The sequence below is a fragment of the Saccharothrix deserti genome, assembly GCF_009769385.1.
Lineage (GTDB): Bacteria > Actinomycetota > Actinomycetes > Mycobacteriales > Pseudonocardiaceae > Actinosynnema > Actinosynnema deserti.
Genome location: NZ_VKAB01000025.1, coordinates 59005 through 76755, shown reverse-complemented (window position 1 = coordinate 76755; position 17751 = coordinate 59005). Strand labels below are relative to the sequence as shown.

At 70.3% G+C, this 17751-nt stretch carries 18 protein-coding genes; 10 read left to right on the top strand and 8 right to left on the bottom strand.

Features of this window, described 5'->3' with window-relative positions; all coding sequences use genetic code 11:
• Positions 1 to 3: 3 nt before the first annotated feature.
• The gene (locus FM051_RS33645; RefSeq protein ID WP_158850537.1) at positions 4 to 822 is read right to left on the bottom strand and encodes a helix-turn-helix domain-containing protein; all 819 of its coding nucleotides are present in this window, start codon (positions 820 to 822) and stop codon (positions 4 to 6) included.
• A 99-nt stretch (positions 823 to 921) separates the two neighbouring features.
• Here FM051_RS33645 and FM051_RS33640 point away from each other — a divergent pair, with 99 nt between their 5' ends.
• Together FM051_RS33640 and FM051_RS33635 are read left to right on the top strand one after the other, a co-directional pair.
• On the top strand, positions 922 to 1179 hold the full coding sequence (locus FM051_RS33640; protein WP_158850535.1) for a hypothetical protein: 258 nt from the start codon (positions 922 to 924) through the stop codon (positions 1177 to 1179).
• Between the two features lie 65 nt (positions 1180 to 1244).
• Entirely contained in the window at positions 1245 to 1571 is a 327-nt protein-coding gene (locus FM051_RS33635; protein WP_158850533.1) for a hypothetical protein, read from the top strand.
• A 158-nt stretch (positions 1572 to 1729) separates the two neighbouring features.
• Here the strand turns inward: FM051_RS33635 and FM051_RS33630 are convergent, their stop codons facing one another.
• Together FM051_RS33630 and FM051_RS33625 are read right to left on the bottom strand one after the other, a co-directional pair.
• The gene (locus tag FM051_RS33630) at positions 1730 to 3520 is read right to left on the bottom strand and encodes a gamma-glutamyltransferase family protein (protein WP_158850531.1); all 1791 of its coding nucleotides are present in this window, start codon (positions 3518 to 3520) and stop codon (positions 1730 to 1732) included.
• Positions 3521 to 3596: 76 nt separating this feature from the next.
• Entirely contained in the window at positions 3597 to 4901 is a 1305-nt protein-coding gene (locus FM051_RS33625; RefSeq protein ID WP_158850529.1) for a UDP-glucose dehydrogenase family protein, read from the bottom strand.
• A gap of 281 nt (positions 4902 to 5182) precedes the next feature.
• Here FM051_RS33625 and FM051_RS33620 point away from each other — a divergent pair, with 281 nt between their 5' ends.
• The gene (locus tag FM051_RS33620; RefSeq protein WP_158850527.1) at positions 5183 to 5935 is read left to right on the top strand and encodes an SDR family NAD(P)-dependent oxidoreductase; all 753 of its coding nucleotides are present in this window, start codon (positions 5183 to 5185) and stop codon (positions 5933 to 5935) included.
• Positions 5936 to 5987: 52 nt separating this feature from the next.
• Here the strand turns inward: FM051_RS33620 and FM051_RS33615 are convergent, their stop codons facing one another.
• A complete protein-coding gene (locus tag FM051_RS33615) occupies positions 5988 to 7622 on the bottom strand; it encodes a TM0106 family RecB-like putative nuclease (protein ID WP_158850525.1) in 1635 nt (544 codons plus the stop codon).
• Between the two features lie 104 nt (positions 7623 to 7726).
• Here FM051_RS33615 and FM051_RS33610 point away from each other — a divergent pair, with 104 nt between their 5' ends.
• Positions 7727 to 8158, top strand: coding sequence for a DUF6474 family protein (locus FM051_RS33610; RefSeq protein WP_158850523.1), 432 nt, complete (start codon positions 7727 to 7729; stop codon positions 8156 to 8158).
• Here FM051_RS33610 and FM051_RS33605 read toward each other — a convergent pair.
• Positions 8139 to 9773: a BCCT family transporter gene (locus tag FM051_RS33605; RefSeq protein WP_238412855.1), complete on the bottom strand. Its 1635-nt coding sequence runs from the start codon at positions 9771 to 9773 to the stop codon at positions 8139 to 8141. The genes FM051_RS33610 and FM051_RS33605 overlap by 20 nt on opposite strands.
• Positions 9774 to 9899: 126 nt before the next feature.
• Here FM051_RS33605 and FM051_RS33600 point away from each other — a divergent pair, with 126 nt between their 5' ends.
• From FM051_RS33600 to FM051_RS33575, 6 genes are all read left to right on the top strand, one after another.
• Positions 9900 to 10424: a hypothetical protein gene (locus FM051_RS33600; protein WP_158850519.1), complete on the top strand. Its 525-nt coding sequence runs from the start codon at positions 9900 to 9902 to the stop codon at positions 10422 to 10424.
• A gap of 47 nt (positions 10425 to 10471) precedes the next feature.
• A complete protein-coding gene (locus tag FM051_RS33595) occupies positions 10472 to 11227 on the top strand; it encodes a YcnI family copper-binding membrane protein (protein ID WP_158850517.1) in 756 nt (251 codons plus the stop codon).
• Positions 11224 to 11778, top strand: coding sequence for a copper resistance CopC family protein (locus FM051_RS33590; RefSeq protein ID WP_158850515.1), 555 nt, complete (start codon positions 11224 to 11226; stop codon positions 11776 to 11778). The genes FM051_RS33595 and FM051_RS33590 overlap by 4 nt, the downstream gene beginning before the upstream one ends.
• Positions 11775 to 12797, top strand: a complete 1023-nt coding sequence (locus FM051_RS33585; RefSeq protein WP_158850513.1) for a copper resistance D family protein — start codon at positions 11775 to 11777, stop codon at positions 12795 to 12797. The genes FM051_RS33590 and FM051_RS33585 overlap by 4 nt, the downstream gene beginning before the upstream one ends.
• A gap of 123 nt (positions 12798 to 12920) precedes the next feature.
• Positions 12921 to 13823, top strand: coding sequence for a hypothetical protein (locus FM051_RS33580; RefSeq protein WP_158850511.1), 903 nt, complete (start codon positions 12921 to 12923; stop codon positions 13821 to 13823).
• Positions 13824 to 13862: 39 nt separating this feature from the next.
• Positions 13863 to 14657, top strand: coding sequence for a CHAP domain-containing protein (locus FM051_RS33575; RefSeq protein ID WP_158850509.1), 795 nt, complete (start codon positions 13863 to 13865; stop codon positions 14655 to 14657).
• A gap of 255 nt (positions 14658 to 14912) precedes the next feature.
• Here the strand turns inward: FM051_RS33575 and FM051_RS33570 are convergent, their stop codons facing one another.
• The 3 genes from FM051_RS33570 to FM051_RS33560 form a co-directional block, all read right to left on the bottom strand.
• Positions 14913 to 15233: a hypothetical protein gene (locus FM051_RS33570; protein WP_238412837.1), complete on the bottom strand. Its 321-nt coding sequence runs from the start codon at positions 15231 to 15233 to the stop codon at positions 14913 to 14915.
• Positions 15234 to 15300: 67 nt separating this feature from the next.
• Positions 15301 to 16191 (bottom strand): phosphotransferase family protein, encoded by an 891-nt coding sequence (locus FM051_RS33565; RefSeq protein WP_158850737.1) that lies wholly within the window; start codon positions 16189 to 16191, stop codon positions 15301 to 15303.
• Positions 16192 to 16210: 19 nt separating this feature from the next.
• The gene (locus FM051_RS33560; protein WP_238412836.1) at positions 16211 to 17533 is read right to left on the bottom strand and encodes a helix-turn-helix domain-containing protein; all 1323 of its coding nucleotides are present in this window, start codon (positions 17531 to 17533) and stop codon (positions 16211 to 16213) included.
• Positions 17534 to 17751: the final 218 nt, after the last annotated feature.

Sequence of the window (17751 nt, the reverse complement as noted above, 5' to 3'; positions counted from 1 at the left end):
TCTCTATCGATCAGCGGCCAGCCTCCCAATCCACTCGGCGGACTCCACGGGGGTCAACGCCAACTTCGAGAGGTGGGTGAAAGTGAGCCTAGCAACCTTGACCTTCGACGGATCCTCGATGTGTTGCGAGCCGGCGGCGTGCTCGACGTACAGCACTGATCGGTCGGCCTTCGCCGGGAAGTCGAGCAGCGTGTACGCCCCGTACTGCCCTTCGTTGAACCCTGCCGCGTGCGACAGGACCTGGAGCGTCACGTTGGGCAACCGCTGGCGCTCTACGAGGTGCAACAACTGCGCATGCGACGCCTGGGCGAGTGCGCTCTCCAGAACGATCGCGTGCAGTTGCAGCGGTTCGTCGCCCAGCAGCCGCTCCTGCCTGAGCAGCCGCACTTCGATCTGGTTCGCGATCCACCTCTTCGACCGCTGCACCCGCGCAGCGGTGAACACGCCTCGGATGTAGTCGGGGGTCTGGAGCAGGCCGGGCACGTAGGCGATCTGGTAGTCGCAGACCTTCGAGGCGTCGTGCTCCAGGCTGATGTAGCCCTGATCGTCCAGGTCGTACTTGGACCACCAGCCCTTCTCCAACGCCCGCGCGTACATCTCCATGTAGGGCTCCCACTGGGAGACCGGGACGCTGTACGTGTCGAGCATGGCGCGCATGCCGTGGTAGTCCGGCTTCTGGCCCTTCTCTATCCGGCTGATCTTGCGGTGGTCGTAGTTCAACCGGTCGGCCGCTTCCTGCTGCGAAAGACCGGCGCGTTGGCGGAGTTCCCGCAGCACCTCGCCGAGCCTGCGCATGCGATGGGTCGGCTCGTTCCTGCTCACCCGCACCACCTCCTGTGATCACCTGACCGCGCAACGCTACGGCGGTGGAAGCAGCGGATGAGAATCCCAACCGGGGCTTCCGCCGCGGACCGTGACTCCATGACGGACACGGCTTACCTGCACCGGATCGAGTACTTCCGGCGTCAGGGCAACGGCTCGCTGGTGTGCGAGCACGTCGAAACTGTGGACGACCACGGCTGGTACATCGAGCGCGGCAAGGAGTGGAAGGCGCGGTACACGCGGGGCTGCGCGGAGGAGTTCCTGGCTCGGGCGAAGGCTCCGCAGGGCGTGTACTCGGTGGCCGTGTGGCGGGGTCCGACGCGGGTCTGCACGGTAGGACTCCACTGGAGCGGGTGAACTATCCCACCCGCACGAGTTAGCGAGCTTGTCCCGGACCCGCCGATTGCGCAACTTTCCCGCCCATGAACGTCAGGAAGACCATCGCAGGGGTCGCGGTCACCCTCGGCAGCACCGCCGTCATGCTGGGCCTCGGTGGCACGGCGCAGGCCGCCGACGCCGGCGCGGAGATCAGGCCGGAGATCGACACCGAGCCGGGCAAGGTCGCCACCGTCGGCGACCTCGTCCGCGTCGACACCGAGGAACTGGCCGGCCACGTCAGCCGCTTCGAGCTGGACCCCGACGACCCCAAGTCGCTGGCCCGGACCCTCAAGGGCCCCGTCCGCGACCTCTTGCGGGAGACGGCCAGGCACGTGCCGACCGTGGAGACCGGCCTCAGCCTGGGCTCCTGACGAGCCACCCCCGAGCCGGAACGGCCCCGGCCCCTCCCCCTCGGGCCGGGGCCGTTCCAACCACCGGCTCTCAACGTTTCCAACCACCAGCTTCACCGCCCGACGGCCGCCTGACGGCGTAGCCCTGGGCCGGTTCTCAGCGCCCGATGGCCCAGCTCTCAACGCCCGACGGCGTAGCCCTGGGCGCCGCGCGGGTTGGCGGCGGCGCGGAGGAGGCCGTCGCGGGAGTCGCGCGCCACGGCCGACATCCGGCCGAGGGTCCAGGGGCCGGCGTCCACGACGGTGTGGCCGCGTTCGCGCAGTTCGTCCATGCCGCCGAAGCGGGACTCGATCACCACCTCGCCGGGCGTCCACGACCGGGGGTAGAACGAGCTCGGGAACGCGTTGCTGTGCCACATCGGCGAATCGATCGCGGCCTGCAGGTTCATGCCGCCGACGGTGTGCGCCAGCCAGAACCCGAGCTGCCACTGGTCCTGCTGGTCGCCGCCCGGGGTGCCGAAGGCCATCGCGGGCAGGCCGTCGTGCAGGGCGAGGGTCGGGGACAGGGTGATCCGGGGGCGCTTGCCGGGGGCGAGGGAGTTCGGCAGGCCCTCGTCCAGCCAGAACATCTGCGCCCGGCTGCCCAGGCAGAAGCCCAGCGACGGGATGGTCGGCGACGACTGCAGCCAGCCGCCGGACGGGGTCGCGGACACGATGTTCCCCCAGCGGTCGACCACGTCCACGTGGACCGTGTCTCCCCTGACCGCACCCGTGCCGGAGACGGTCGGTTCGCCGAGCGCGCCGCCGCCGTCTTTTTGGCTCGCAACGCTCGGACCGCGCAAAACGTGCCCCGGGAGCCGGATGTCCATGCGTTGGGGTGATCCGGGTCGCAGTTCGAGTGAAGCATGATCGGCAACGAGTTGCCGCCGCTCGTCCGCGTACTCCCTCGAAAGAAGTACGTCCAACGGCACGTCACCGCTGTCCCCGTACCAAGCCTCCCGATCGGCGAACGCGAGCTTGGCGCACTCCACCGCCAGGTGCACGGTCTCCGCCGTAGGCACGCCGTCCACATAGGACAAACGATCCGCGAACCCCTCCAACAGCAGCAGCTGCTGCAACAGCACCGGCCCCTGCGTCCACGCCCCGGGCTTCACCACGCTCCACGACCCGAAGTCCACCGACACGGCGTCCTCGTAGGTCGCCTCCCACGACGCCATGTCCTCACCGGTCAACACGCCCGCGTGATCGGCGCCCGAATCGTCCCGGTGCGCGATCCGGGAGAACTCCTCCACCTGCGCCGCGACGAACCCCTGCGACCACGCCCGCCGCCCGGCCTCGATCTGCGCCTCACGAGAAGACCCGGCGGCCTCCGCGGCGGCCAGCAACCACTCCCACGTGTCCGCCAGCTTGGGGTTGCGGAACCGCGCCCCGGCCTCCGGCGGCGTCCCACCCGGCAACCACAGCGCCGCCGACGACGTCCAGTGGTCCCGGAACAGGTCGGCCACCGTCGAGATCGTGAACGACACCCGCTCCAACAGCGGGAACCCGTCCCGCGCGTACCCGATCGCGTACCCCAGCACCTCGCGCAACGTCTTGGTGCCGTAGTCGCGCAGCAACGTCAGCCAGCCGTCCCACGCGCCCGGCACGGTCGCCGCCAGCAGCCCGCTGCCCGGCACGAGGTCCAGCCCGAGCGACCGGTAGTGCGAGATCGTCGCGCCGGCCGGAGCCACACCTTGTCCGCACAGCACCCGCGGCACGGACTCGCCGGCCGCCGCGAACACCACGGGCACCTCGCCGCCGGGCCCGTTGAGGTGCGGCTCCACCACTTGCAGCACGAAACCGACGGCGACCGCCGCGTCGAACGCGTTGCCGCCGTCCTCCAGGACCGCCATGCCCGTGCTGGAGGCGAGCCAGTGCGTGGACGCGACCATTCCGTGCGTGCCGACTAGTTCAGGACGGGTGGTGAACATTTCGCCAACCTACGTGCACGCACCCGTTTTTGTTACCCCTGCTAACGAGACTGTGTGCCGAAGCTCGGCTGAACCCTCACGCCGCCTCGTCGGGCAGGGGCACCCGGAGGTCACGTCCCAGCCCGTGCAGCACCAGGCCGGCCCGCGCCAACGCGTCCGGATCGAGGTGGTTGCGCGTGTCCAGAACGGTCGAACCGGACATCGCGGACGCCACCAGCGCCCAGTCCAGCGTCCGGAACTCCGGCCACTCGGTCAGCAGCACCACGGCGTCCGCCCCGCGCACCGCCGTGTAAGGCGAGTCGACCACCGTCATCCCCACCAACGGCCGGGTGATCTGCGGGTCGTAGGCGACCAGCTCCGCGCCCTCGAACGCCAGCAGCTCCGCCACCGCCAACGCGGGCGAGTCGCGCAGGTCGTTGGTACCCGCCTTGAACGCCAGCCCGAGCACACCGATCCGCGCCCCGGCCAACGACCCGACGGCCCGCCGGACCTTCTCCACGACCCGCTGCTGCTGCCGCGCGTTCGTCTCGATGGTGGCCTTGATCAGCGAGAAGTCGACGCCGACGGCGTCCGCGATCCGCACCATGGCGTGCGTGTCCTTGGGCAGGCACGACCCGCCCCAGCCGGGTCCGGGCTTCAGGAACGACTGGCCGATGCGCCGGTCGTACCCCATGCCCTCGGTCACCGACGTGACGTCCGCGCCGACCAGTTCGCACAGCTCGGCGACCGCGTTGACGTAGGACAGCTTCATCGCCAGGAAGCAGTTGGCCGCGTACTTGACCATCTCGGCGCTGGCCGCGTCCATGAGCACGGTGGGCGCGCCGAGTTTGGTGAACAGCGCCCCGACGCGTTCGGCGGCCTGCGGCGAGTCCGAGCCGACGACGATCCGGTCGGGGTGCAGGAAGTCGCGCACGGCACTGCCCTCGCGCAGGAACTCGGGGTTGGAGACGACGGCGACGTCGTCCCGCCCCAGCAAGGCCGCGACTCTGAGGGACGTCCCGACCGGCACGGTGGACTTGCACACGACGACCGCGCCGTAAGGAAGGACGTCGCGGATCTCTTGAGCCACCGCCTCGACCGCGCTCAGGTCCGCCGCGCCACCCGCGCCCATGGGCGTCGGCAGGCACAGGAACACCACCTCGGCGTCGGCCACGGCGTGCCGCGCCCCTTCCACGAATTCCAGCCGACCCGCGGACTGGCCTGCCACGACCAGGTCGGCGAGACCTGGTTCGAGGATGTCGACCTGCCCGGCGCGCAGCCGGGCGACCTTCAGCGCGTCCACGTCGGCGCACACGACCCGATGACCGAGGGAGGCGAGGCACGCCCCCGTCGTCAGGCCCACGTAACCGGTTCCCACGACCGCGATCCGTCGGACGAACATGCTGGTGACGGTGTCAGCCGAAGTTTGCCGTGGGTCAAACAACAGCTGTATGCGGAGAGTGAGGTGGGTAGTCCCCTGGGTGTACGTGGAAACACCTCTCGCGGCGGACGCGGTTTCGGCGGGACAGGGGCAAGGTCGTGGGTATGGAACTCGTCTTGTTCTCACTGCTGTTCGTGGGGTTGGCGCTGCTGGCGGCCGTGCCGTTGGTCGCATTGCTCCACTTCTCCGAGCACCGGGGGCTGAACGACCGTTAACCTCCTGTCCCCAGGACAGGAGGATGTATGGAGATCTCGGGTACCACGGCGATCGTCACCGGCGGCGCGTCCGGTCTGGGCAACGCGACCGCGCGGGCACTGGCGGCACGTGGTGCGGCGGTGTTCGCGCTGGACCTCTCGATCGAGAACGCCCCGGAGGTCGAGGGCGTCACCTACCTGGCCGCGGACGTGACCTCGGAGCAGGACGTCCAGGCCGCCGTCGACACGGCCGCCGGCTCCGGGTCGCCGCTGCGGATCGCGGTGAACTGCGCGGGTATCGCCCCGTCGGCGCGGACGGTCGGCAAGTCCGGCCCGCACCCGCTCGACCTGTACCGGAAGGTCATCGACGTCAACCTGGTGGGCACGTTCAACGTGCTGCGGCTGGCGTCGACGGCGATGGGCGAGACCGAGGCGTTGGAGCACGGGCAGCGGGGCGTCGTGGTCAACACGGCGTCGATCGCGGCGTTCGACGGGCAGATCGGGCAGGTGGCGTACGCGGCGTCGAAGGCCGCGGTGGTCGGGATGACGCTGCCGGCGGCGCGTGACCTGTCGTCGGTCGGGGTGCGGGTCATGACGATCGCGCCGGGCATCGTGGACACGCCGATGCTGGCGACCGTGTCGGACGAGTTCCGGGCGGGTCTCGCGGCGGGCGTGCCGTTCCCGAAGCGGCTGGCGCAGCCGGAGGAGTACGCGCGGCTGGCCGTGTCGATCGTCGAGCACGACTACCTGAACGGCGAGGTCATCCGCATGGATGGAGCCCTGAGGATGGCGCCGAGGTAGACCGCCTCAAGAAGTCCGGCGCTGGATCGCCGTCTGCGGAGCAGCGGCCGTGTCACAGATCGCCGGCGAACGGTAGGTCGTCCATGGCGTCCGAGGTCATCCACACCCTCAGGGTGTGGGTGGCGCGGACGTCGTCCTCGTTGTACTCCAGCAGCCGTCGGCGTTGGGCGGGGTTCGGCGGTTGGCCGTCCATGCCCACCGCGTCGCGGTACCAGCGCATCGAGTTCTCACCGCCCGCCTCGGGGTCGCGCCAGCGGAACCCGGCGACCGGGGCGATCGTCTTCAGGCCCTTGCCGTGGGCGCACAGGAACTGCTCCTGCACGATGCCGAACAGGTCGACCCACGAGTCGGACGAGATGAACTCCCGCACCTGCGCCACGGTCGGGATGCCGGGCTGCCCCTTGAACCGCTCGGCCGACCCGAGCAGCCAGCGGTTCTCCGCGAGCTCGTTGTAGCAGTAGGCCTTGAACGACAGGCCGCGCGCACGGGCCCGCAGCCGGATGCCGGTGAGCCAGCCCCAGAACTCGGCGAACGACCGGGCCTCGTCCGCGCAGGGCAGCGGGTCCCAGGTGGCGAACGCCCGGTAGCCGTGCTCCTCGCCGACGTCCTGCCCGGACAGCCAGCAGCCCCACATGTACGCGCCGAGGTCGCCGAAGCTCTCCATGTCCACGTCGACCTCGACGTCGGCGCGCGGCACGTCCATCCTCGACACCCGCCGGACCACGGTCAGGTCGCGCAGCCAGGCGCGGGCGAGGATGACGGCGTCCGCGTGCAGCATCCCGACCAGCGGGATCACCTGCTCGTCCGGGTCGAGCGCGGCCAGGTCGTCGACCGTGCCGACGCCGACCTTGCGCAGCGCCACGGCGTCCTCACCGCGCACGACGAGGCTGACGTCCCGTGCGGCCTTCAGGTCGGTTTCGCACACCGTCCACCACGGGCAGCTGCGGCACTCCACGATGCGGGAGGCGCGGGCCAGCGGGTCGGCGCCGGTGGCGGCGGCCGCCGCCACGGCCAGCCGGTCGGAGAACCGGGTGTCGTACTCGGAGAGCGCGGTCTTGCCGCCCGGCCAGGTCGGGGCTTCCAGGTCGTGCCACACGACGACGTCGGCGTCCATGCCGATCACGCCTCCGGTCGCACGGCCGCGCGCGGCGAAGCCGGACGCCTGGAGCTGGCGTTGCGCGTGCGCCAACCGGAGCTGGTCGCGGGGCTGGGGCCGGACCTTGCGCAGCGGGTCGACGCGCGCGTTGCCCGGCAGCGGGTAGGACAGCGGTGACGTGCGCGCGCCCTGCCCGGGGTCGCTGACCTTGTGCCGGACCACGAGCACCGGCACGTACCCGGTGGTCTCCTTCACCAGCAGGTCGATGCCGCCGCGTCGGCCGCCGAGCGGGTCGCGCGGCAGGGCGGCGCCCCAGATGAACGGCACACCGGCCTGCATCGCGGCGGCCGTCACGCGTTCGCGATCGGCCGCCGGGACGTCCTGCGGGATCTCCATCAGGTCGGATCCGGCGGCCCGGCCCAACGCGGTGGCGACCGTGCGCCGGTGTTCGTTCGCGTCGGCCTTGCGCTGCTGACCGGTGGGGTCCGGCGGCAGTCTGGGCACGTCGCGCATGGTCGGATCGTGTTCGAGGTGCACCCGCCGCCGGCAACGAGTGACCACACCGGCGTCGAGCTGCACCTGGGAAGTCACCAGTGCAGCGTATGACGACGGGTGGGCAGTTGTACCGGCAACCTCGCGGAGTCGAGTCGATCTTTTCCCGGAACGGCTCTAGGGTCTGCCCAGGAGGTACGGCCATGGCGCGTGAGAAGAGCAAGGGGTTCACCCCCGGCAGGGCGAAGAACCTCGTCGGCGTGGCCAAGGTGCTGGCGCCGGCGTTGATCCCGGTGGTGGCGCCGATCGCGGCACGTGCCGCCGCACTCCTGAGCGACCGCTACGACCACTACCGGGCCGCACGGCTCGGTGTGCCGGTGGACGAGCTGACGCGGTACTCGGGCAAGGGCGCGAGCCTGCACGCCCGGATCGCCGGGTTCAGCGAGGCGCTCGACCAGTTGCGGGAGACCGAGCGGACCTACGTCGAGAGCACCGAGAAGCGGCTGGCGCAGCTGTTGGCCGCGGTGCGGGCGTCCGAACGCATGCCCGCACCACGGCGCAAAGCCGCACACCGCGCCGTCTCGACCGATCTGGACGCGTTGGAAGCGGACCTGCTCAAACGCCTCGGCGTGTGAGCTGCTCGACCGCCCGGTAGGCGGTCTCCTCGGGTCCGTACTGCGCGGTGACCTCCTCCATCACCTCGGCGACGCGTTCCTCGCGCCGGATCAGCGGATCGCTGCGCAGGTCGCGGGCCAGCGACACGCACAGCCCCACCATGACCACCATGAACGGCAGCGCGGCGATGATCGTCAGGTTCTGCAGCCCGGTCAGCCCGCTCGAACCGCCGACCAGCAACATCACCGCCGCGACGACGCCCATGAGCACGCCCCAGAACACGACGACGCCCTTCGACGGCCGGATCGAGCCGCGCTGCGACAGCGTGCCCATCACCACGGACGCGGCGTCCGCGCCGGACACGAAGAAGATCGCCACCAGCGACATGACCACCACTCCGGCGACGGCCGCCAGCGGGTAGTGGTCGAGCAGCCCGAACAGCTGCCCCTCCGGTGAGGACGTGCCCGCCAGGTCCGTGCCGGACCGCTGCAGGAAGATCGCCGTGCCGCCGAACACGCAGAACCAGCCCAGGCTCACCAGGCTGGGCACGCCGATCACGCCCGCGACGAACTGCCGGATCGTGCGGCCGCGGCTGATCCGGGCGATGAACATGCCGACGAACGGCGTCCACGAGATCCACCACGCCCAGTAGAAGATCGTCCAGCCGGACAGCCACGTCTCGGTCGCGTCACCACCGGAGGCGGCGGTGCGGCCCGCCATGTCGGCCAGCTCGCGGAAGTAGTCGCCGATCGCGGCGGGCACCAGGTTCAGCACGAACACCGTCGGCCCGACCACGAACACGAACGCGGCGAGCACCAGGGCCAGCACCATGTTGGTGTTCGACAGCCACTGGATGCCCTTGGCCACGCCGGACACCGCCGACGCGACGAACACCACGGTCAGCACGGCGATGATGCCGACCAGCACCCCGTTGCCGACCTCGCCCAGCCAGCCCGCGACCTCCAGGCCGCTGCCGATCTGCAACGCGCCGAGGCCGAGCGAGGTGGCCGACCCGAACAGGGTGGCGAAGATCGCCAGCACGTCGATCGCCCGGCCGGCCGCGCCCTCGACCCGGCGCCGCCCGAGCAGGGGTGCGAACGCCGCGCTGATCAGCTGGCTGCGACCGCGCCGGAAGCTGCCGTAGGCGATGGCCAGGCCGACGACCGCGTAGATCGCCCACGGGTGCAGCGTCCAGTGGAACAGGGTGGTGGCCATCGCGGTCTGCACCGCCTGGTCCGTGCCGCCGTCGACGGTGCCGGGCGGCGGGGTCACGAAGTGCGACAGCGGTTCGTTCACACCGTAGAACATGAGGCCGATGCCCATGCCCGCGCTGAACATCATCGCCACCCACGAGACCGTGCGGAACTCCGGCGGCTCGTCGTCGCGGCCGAGCGGGATGCGGCCGTAGCGGCTCACCGCGAGCCACAGGGCGAACACCACGAACCCGGACGCGGTGAGCACGAAGGCCCAGCCCAGATTTCCGATCACCCAGTTCAGGGCGGTCGCGGAGGCGGTGGCGAGGGACGCCGTGCCGAAGATGCCCCAGCCGGCGAACGCGAGCGTGATGGCTGCGGCGGCGCCGAACACGACGTGGTCGGTTCGGCCTGGACGGTCGGTTTTGGGATCACCTGGCAGGGATTCGTTTACAGGTTCACTCTCGGTCGTCACGGATCAGCCCGTACCCCCGATCGGAGTACGCCAAACTCATACTTAACCGTGGGGTCTCACACGTGTGAGCTGCGACCTCCTACGCTCTGGGTTGTGACCAGACGGCCTGCCCCGACCCGCTTCGCGCGGGCCGTGCTGCTGGCCGTCACGTCCGCCGCACTCAGCGTCACCGCGCACGGCGTCGCGGGTGGTGAGGTCTCCGAGTTCGCGCCGGCTCTGCCGCTGACTTTGCTCATCGCGTTCGCGGGCACCGCCGTCGCCGATCGCGGACGCCGCCCGTGGACGATCCTGGCCACGCTCGGCGTCGCCCAACTCGGGCAGCACTCGCTGCTCAACCTCGGCCACCACACCGCCGACGGCCCCGGCCTCGGGTTCAGCCCGACCGCCATGACCGCCGCGCACGTGGTCGCCGCGCTGCTCACCGGCCTGCTGCTGGCCAGGGCGGACGCCACGCTGCACGCGCTGGTCACGGCCGTCTCCCGGCTGTTGCCGCCGCCGCTCGCGCCCGTCGTGCCGACCGGGGCGCTGTGGGCGCTCATCCCGGCGCCGTCCGCGAACACGCTGGTCGACGTGCTGTTGCGGCGGGTGCACGGTCGCCGTGGTCCTCCTCGTTCCTGATCACCCGAGTCCCCCGACACACTCAGGTTTCAGGAGCCAACAACTTCATGTCGACAAATCAATTTGGCGTGCGCACGCTCGCCAAGGGCGGCGCCGTGCTCGCGACCGCCGGAATCCTCGCGCTGAGCACCGCCGGCCTGGCGTTCGCGCACGTCACCGCGTCCACGCCGAAGGACGCCGTGCAAAGCGGGTACACCAAGGTCACGCTGCGCGTGCCCAACGAACGCCCCGACGCGGGCACGGTGAAGCTCGAACTGACCCTGCCCGCCGAGTACCCGCTCGCGTCGGTCAGCACCAAGCCGACGCCCGGCTGGAAGGTCGAGGCGATCAAGGAGAAGCTGGCCACGCCGGTCAAGAGCCACGGCCGCGACGTCACCGAGACCGTCCGCACCGTCACGTGGACCGCGGACGCGGGCACCCGCATCGAGCCGGGGCAGTTCAACGAGTTCGACCTGTCCATCGGGCCGCTGCCGGACAACACCGACAAGCTGGTCCTGCCGACCAAGCAGACCTACGACAGCGGTGAGGTCGTCGACTGGAACGCCCCGCCGCCCGCCGAGGGCGCCGAGGAGCCGGAACGCCCCGCGCCCGTGCTGAACCTGGTCGCGAAGACGGGCGGCGACGACCACGGCACCGCCACGGCGGTCGCCAACGTGGACCACAGCCACAGCACGGCGGCGGCGTCCACCGACGACACCGCCCGCTGGCTGGGCGGCGCCGGTCTCGCGGTCGGCGCGCTGGGTCTCGGGTTGGGTGCGGGCACCGTGCTGCGGTCCCGTCGCGCGGGCAAGCCGACGGCATGAGGCGCGTCGTCTCGCTGCTGCTGACCAGCCTCGTCGCGGGCGCGGTCGTGCTCGGCACGGCCACACCGGCGTTCGCGCACAACGTGCTGATCAGCAGCGATCCGAAGGACGGGTCGCAGCTGGAGACCGCGCCGACGGCGATCACGCTGACCTTCGACCAGCCCGTGCAGGCCGGGGAGAAGTTCAACACGATCGTCGTCAACGGCCCTGAGGGCACGCGCTGGGAAGCGGACGGCGAGCCGACGGTCACGAACAACAGCGTCGTCTTCCCGGTCCGCCCGCTGGGACCGGCCGCCGAGTACACGATCGGCTACCGGGTCCTCTCGGCGGACGGGCACCCGGTCACGGGTTCGCTCAAGTTCACCCTCACCAAGGCGGGCAACGGCACGCCCGCGCCGGCGACGTCGTCGGCCGCGGTCGATTCGGCGGCGGACCCGTCCGGCGGTGGTGGCGTGCCCATCTGGGTGTGGATCGCGGCGGCCGCCGTGCTGTTGGGCGGCGGCGCGTTCCTCGCCCTGCGCGGCGGGGCCAAGGAGAACACCAGGCGATGACGGTGAACCGGACCACCACCTCCACGAACAGGTACTGGATCGTCGGCGGCCTGCTGGCAGGCGGAGCCGTCGGCGTGTTCCTGGGCCTGGGTCTGTCCACCACACCGGAAGCGGTGGGCGTGGCCGACCCGGGGGTGGTGGTCCGGTTCGCCCACCCGTTGGTGCGGACGCTGCTGGACCTGGCCGCGACGATCGTCGTGGGTCTGTCGCTGTTGCCGAAACTGCTCGGGTTCAGCCGGCCGGCGCTCACCGAACCGGTGATGCGGATCGCGCGGCCGGCCGCGGTGATCGCGGCGGCGGTGTGGGCGTTCACCGCGTTGCTGTCGATCGTGATCCGTGCTTACGAGACGCGACCGGACGCGAACCTGACCATGCCGATGGTCGTGGATTACGTGCAACGCGTCGGTGCCGGCCAAGGGCTTTTGTTCAGCGCGGTGTGCGCGCTGGTGTACCTGTGGGTCGGCGTGATGGCGGTGCGCCGGGGCGAATCGGTGCCGGCGGAGTTGCGGATCCTGATCGCGATGTTCGGCCTGCTGCCGTTGCCGGTGACCGGTCACGCGTCGAACTGGAAGTACCACGACTACTCGATGATCTCGATGGAGCTGCACATTCTCGGTGCGGCGGCGTGGACGGGCGGTCTGGCGGCGTTGGTGGTGTTGGTGGCCCACCGGCGCGGATTGCTGGCCGAGGCTTTGCCGAAGTTCTCGAAACTCGCGACCGTGGCGCTGATCCTGGTGTCGGTGACCGGATTGTTCAACGGTTTGCTGGAACTGGCGCTGAACCCGGTCGTCGGGCTGCCGGGTTCGATTTTCAGCACGTCGTACGGCTTGGTCCTGCTGGGTAAAGTCGTGTGCGCCGGGCTCTTGGCGGCTTTGGGCGCGAACATCCGCTGGCGCCTGCTCCCGCACATCGCGCAGCACAAGACGACGGCGATCGTCGGCTGGGCGGCGGTGGAGCTGACCATCATGGGTATCGCGTTCGGCCTGGCGGTAATCCTCTCCCGCGCCCCCGTCGCCTGACGCGGGCGCCGACTGCTCTGTCGGGGCGTGCGGGACTGTCCCGGTCACCTTGATCTCTTGTCGGCCCCCTGTTCGGACGGCTTGCCTCTGGTCCAGCGATTCCGACCAGAAAGAGGGCCTCCGATGCCACGCCGACAAATCCACGGCCGCCGTACGGCGCCGTCGCGTGAACACCCGGCGAAGACGCCGGCGCGGGCGAACCCGGCGAAGACGTGGCTCGTGTTCGCCGCGTTCGGGGTGGCCCTGGTGGCGGCGTTCCTGCTGGGCCACCAGCAGGGCGGTGAGTCGACCGTCGCCGAGCCGCCCGTGGCGGAGGCGCCGACGGACCTGATCGACGAGCCGCAGGACCCGGAGCTGGATCCGGAGCAGGACCCGGAGTCGCCCGCGCCGTCGGACTCGACGCCCGCCGAGTCCGTGCCCGCTGACCAGCCGGAGGAGTCGGAGCAGCCGGAAGAGTCGCAGCCCGAAGAGTCCCAGCCGGAAGAGTCGGAGGAGCCGCAGGAGTCGGAGGAGCCGGCCGAGGACACCGCGCCCGCCGAGCAGGAGCCCACCGAGGCCCCGGAGCCCCAGACGCCGCAGGCGGTCGAGGTCATGGCCGACCAGCCCCAGCAGCAGGCCCCGGTCGAGACGCCCGCCGCGCCCGAGCCCACCACCGCACCGGAGCCCGCCGAGCCGGTCGAGCTGTACACGGAGTCCGAGCCCACCCCGTACGAGGCGCCGCAGCCGTACGGGACGCCGTACGAGCCGACCGATCCGATGCCGCCGGTCGTCCCGACGCTGCCCTACGAGCCCGTTGAACCCGTCGCACCGGTCGCACCGGTCGCACCGGTCGAGCCGATCGCGCCGATCGAGCCCGTCGAGCCGACGCGTCCGGTGCTGCCCACCCTGCCGGTCGAGCCGGTCGAACCCACCCTCCCGGTGGACACCGAGCCGATCAGGATCCTGCCGGTGGAGCCGTCGGAGCCCTTCGTCCCGAGCGTCCCGGACACCGACTGCCCGTTCACGATCCTGCCCGCGGGCGTCTGAGCCCGTTCGCCCGAAAAGGTCCGCACACAAGGAGATCCAGTGCAATCGACCCTGCTCAAGAACACGGTCACCCGCATTCTCGTCGCCACCGCCGCGGTGGTCGGCGTGGCCTTGCTCGGCATGTCGACGGAAAACGGCCCGATGTCCGCCGCGCCGGAACTCGTCGCCGCCAAGAAGACGACCACGCCGGCCGACGACGAAACCCGCCGCAAGATCGTGGAGGCGGCCGAGAACGAGATGAAGAGCGACCGCAACCGGGAAACCGGCGAGAACTGCAACTCCTACAGCCCGGGTGGGAAGTGCCAGGCGTGGTGCGCGGATTTCGCGAAGTACGTGTGGAACAAGGGCGGCGCGAAGACCGACAGCGTCAACTCCGCGGCCAAGAGCTTCCGCGACTACGGCCAGAAGAACAAGACGTGGAAGAGCGGCGCGGGCGTCAAGAACGTGAAGCCCGGTGACGCCGTGACCTACCGGCTCAACGACAAGAACTTCGACAACGACCACGTCGGCATCGTCACCAAGGTCAACAAGAAGACCGGCAAGATCACGGTGATCTCGGGCAACAGCGGCGACAAGATCCGGAAGATCACGATCGACCCGAAGAAGTCGCAGGTGACCGGTTACTCCTCGCCGGTCGAGAAGAAGAACGCGAAGCCGAAGAAGTCCGCCGAGCCGGACAAGAAGAACCCCGGCAAGAAGTCGGCGGAGAAGAAGACGCAGGAGCCCAAGTCCAAGAAGAAGACCCAGGACACCAAGCCCGGCCAGGTCGAACCCGAGGGTCCGGTCATCCTCTCGGAGGCCCAGGTGTCCGTGTCCCCCGGCGTCATCGGCTGATCCTGCGACACCTGGCCACGGGCCGCGTCCGGTGCACCACCGGACGCGGCCCGAGCCGGCCGTGATCACCGGGGTCACCAAGCACGAGGTGGAACGCGTCGAGCCCAACCGAACCGACCGACACTGTGGCGCAGGTCACCGGACGCGAACCGAAGAGCTTTCACGACTACGCGGTGCAGGCCTGGGAGAGGGGCGCCTGGCGCGGCCAGGTGTCGGTGAGTGGTCCGTTCGGTGCGACGAGCTGCGCCGAACGTCCTAGTCGGTGACCAGTCGGGCGGAAGGGTCTTCACGCAGTCGGGTGAGTTCCGACATCGCGTCCTGGCCCCGCCGTTCGAGCTCCTTGGCGTCGATCCAACCGTTGGCGAAGTACCGGTAGTCCTGGGCCAGCTTCACCAGTTCGGCCAGGTAGTTCGCGGAACGGCGGCGGCGCTGCTCGTCGAAGGACGCCAAGAGCGGCAGCTGCGTGTCCACGACCTCGTCCAACATCCGGGCGGCCTTCATGGCACGCCTCACCCGGCGTCGCTTCACACCCAGCAGGTTCCCCACCACGCGCACCTCGCCCGACCCGTCACGCATCCCGTCGATGCCTCATTCGTTGGACGCGCGACGGGTGTTACCGGTTCGTTCTCCCACACCCCTTAGTTCAGCGGTATGGGGCCCAGCGGGTCGTGGTGTCGTTCGCGCGGAGCGCCTTGAGCCGGCGGTGCAGCTCGTCCCGCACGTCGGGGTGGCTGCGCATGATCGGCAGCACGCTCGTGGTCAGCTTCAGCTCCCTGACCTCGCGCAACACCGGGAAACCGGCCCACCGGGTGACGTCGAAGCCGTACTCGTCGGCCAGCTGCCGGTACCACTCGACGGGGTGGCCGAAGCGGGCGACGCCGACCGGCAGGGTGCTCAGGTCCCACTCGCGCGGCCCGAGGCTGGTGGAGTCGAAATCGCAGATCACCGGGCCGTCCGGGCTGGGGATCAGGTTGCCCAGGTGCGCGTCGCCGTGCACCACGCCCAGCGGCAGCACGGCCCGCAGGCCGGCCAGGTCCCGGTCCACCTCGGCGCACCGGTCCTCCAGGAACCGGCGGTCCGGCGCGGACAGCTCCTCGGCGTCGGCGATCCGCCGCCGGACGTCGTCCAACGGCGCCCACCGCGGCAACTCGAACTCCGGCACGGGCAGCGCGTGCACCTGGCGCAACACCCGCCCCAGGTCACGGCCGTCGACAGGCCTGCCGCCGGACGGCACCGTGTGCCACACGGTGGCCAGGTGTTCGCCCACGGCCAACGGCTGGGGCACGTCCTCGACCAGCCGAACGGCCGGCACGTCGTGCGAGGCGAGCCACCGCGCGACCTCGACCACCTTCTGCGCCCGGTGGCGCAGGTTCATCGAACCGACGATCCGGACCACGACCCGGTCGACGGGCAGGTCGAACACGGCGTTGCTGGTGAACTTCACGAGCCGCGCGCCGTGGTGCGTCAACCCCAGTTGAGCGCACAGCCGCTGGAGCACGGCGGTCAACGCGGCCGGGGTGAACCTGCCGTTCAGGAGCCCGACCCCCCGCGGCTCAGGCCGCGCTGTCGTTGCCGGTGAACTTGGCAAGGCGTTCGGCGAGCTCACGGGCGTCGGGGTTGTTGCGGCGCTTCTCCGCCTCGTGCTGGAGCGGCTTCATCCGGTCCTTCGTGCGGACCGACTTGAGGCCCTCGGACAGCTCGATCGCCTGGCGGCCGAGGCGGGCGCCGTGGTCGATGTCGCCGTCCAGCAGGTGGTTGATCGACAGGGAGGTGAGGTTGAACGACCGGCTCCGGGTCATGTCCTCGCCGTAACCGCCGATGGCCTTGGTCAGCGCGGGCACCGCGGTGCGGGTGTACTTCGCGTCCACGGTCTGCGCCAGCTCGGTGTGCACCGTGCCGATCATCGCGGACAGGTCGTTGGCGTCGAAGAACTTCGCCCAGGCGGGCGCCTCGCTGATGTTCGCGCGGGCGAACTCGTCGCGCGCGCGGCCGAGCAGCTTCAACGCCTGGTCGTCGGAACCCATCTTCGCGTAGGCCCACGCCTCGTTGGCGCACAGGATGCCGACGGCGAGTTCCGAGCCGGAGTTCTGCGCGGCCAGCTGGCCGAGCTGGAACACCTTCAGCGCGTCGTCCGGGGCGTTCTGGTGCAGGTAGACGCGACCCATCCGGTACAGGATGTTCGCCACGAGCTCTTCCTTGCGCCCCTGCTTCGCGAGCCCGAGGGCCTGGCCGAAGTGGTTGCGGGCCGAGTCGTACAAGCCGGTGTCGAACGAGGTCCAGCCGGCCAGGTTGTGCAGGTCTGCGAGCGCGACGTAGAGCCGCTCCTTGACCAGGTCGGTGGCGTTCGCGCCGAGCATCTGCTGGCCCCACGAGAGCTGGGCCACGACCGCGTCGCGGCAGGAGCCGCCGCCGTACTGGTAGTCCAACGTACGCAAGGCCCTGGTAGCCGCTTCGACCTGTCGGACGTCGGTCATGCCGATGCGGCCAGGGGCCGGAGTCTGCGCGGGCGATGAAGCCCAAGACCCGGAGTCCGTACCGAACACGGCCGCGCCGACGGTGATGGCGGCGGCGTGCGCGAGGAACTTCCTTCGCTTCACCGACTCGTCCTCCTCAGAATGGGGGGCCTCCGCCGTGGCGGCCACCCTCACTGCCGTGGCCTCGTCGTAGGCGAGACCCATGTACCCCCTCGGTACACCCAAGCCCTGGGCGATCCGGGCCAGGACGTCGTAGGCCATGACCTGACGTCCCTTGAGGATCTCCGAGACTTCGGACTGCGACTGGCCCGTCAACGCCGCGATCTGGCGTTGCGAGACGCCGTGCCGTCGGAGCAGGCGGTAGACCGCACTGATCTCTCGTCGGGCAAGCGCGTCCCGCATCTCCTGCTGGTCCCAGACGTCTGGTGTAACAGGAGAGCTTGGCGAACCGATGGTGTTCAATTGCGCCCCCTCACAGTCCTTTGGGCGTCAACGGCAGAGTAGGGGCACTCCCCCGACTGCGAGAAGTACCGATCGGCGGGGCTGATCGGCCCTGCCGAACTCCACTGACCGCTTACCGTGGAACGGCCACCGGCCAGCGCTATGACGTCCCGATCCGG

Excerpts from the sequence above, each read along its gene's own strand:
- FM051_RS33570 (WP_238412837.1), bottom strand. The coding sequence starts at position 15,233 with ATGCGTGACGGGTCGGGCGAGGTGCGCGTGGTGGGGAACCTGCTGGGT.
- FM051_RS33590 (WP_158850515.1), top strand. The coding sequence starts at position 11,224 with ATGAGGCGCGTCGTCTCGCTGCTGCTGACCAGCCTCGTCGCGGGCGCG.
- FM051_RS33625 (WP_158850529.1), bottom strand. The coding sequence starts at position 4,901 with ATGTTCGTCCGACGGATCGCGGTCGTGGGAACCGGTTACGTGGGCCTG.
- FM051_RS33610 (WP_158850523.1), top strand. The coding sequence starts at position 7,727 with ATGGCGCGTGAGAAGAGCAAGGGGTTCACCCCCGGCAGGGCGAAGAAC.
- FM051_RS33630 (WP_158850531.1), bottom strand. The coding sequence starts at position 3,520 with ATGTTCACCACCCGTCCTGAACTAGTCGGCACGCACGGAATGGTCGCG.
- FM051_RS33620 (WP_158850527.1), top strand. The coding sequence starts at position 5,183 with ATGGAGATCTCGGGTACCACGGCGATCGTCACCGGCGGCGCGTCCGGT.
- FM051_RS33580 (WP_158850511.1), top strand. The coding sequence starts at position 12,921 with ATGCCACGCCGACAAATCCACGGCCGCCGTACGGCGCCGTCGCGTGAA.
- FM051_RS33585 (WP_158850513.1), top strand. The coding sequence starts at position 11,775 with ATGACGGTGAACCGGACCACCACCTCCACGAACAGGTACTGGATCGTC.
- FM051_RS33635 (WP_158850533.1), top strand. The coding sequence starts at position 1,245 with ATGAACGTCAGGAAGACCATCGCAGGGGTCGCGGTCACCCTCGGCAGC.
- FM051_RS33595 (WP_158850517.1), top strand. The coding sequence starts at position 10,472 with ATGTCGACAAATCAATTTGGCGTGCGCACGCTCGCCAAGGGCGGCGCC.
- FM051_RS33640 (WP_158850535.1), top strand. The coding sequence starts at position 922 with ATGACGGACACGGCTTACCTGCACCGGATCGAGTACTTCCGGCGTCAG.
- FM051_RS33560 (WP_238412836.1), bottom strand. The coding sequence starts at position 17,533 with ATGCGGGACGCGCTTGCCCGACGAGAGATCAGTGCGGTCTACCGCCTG.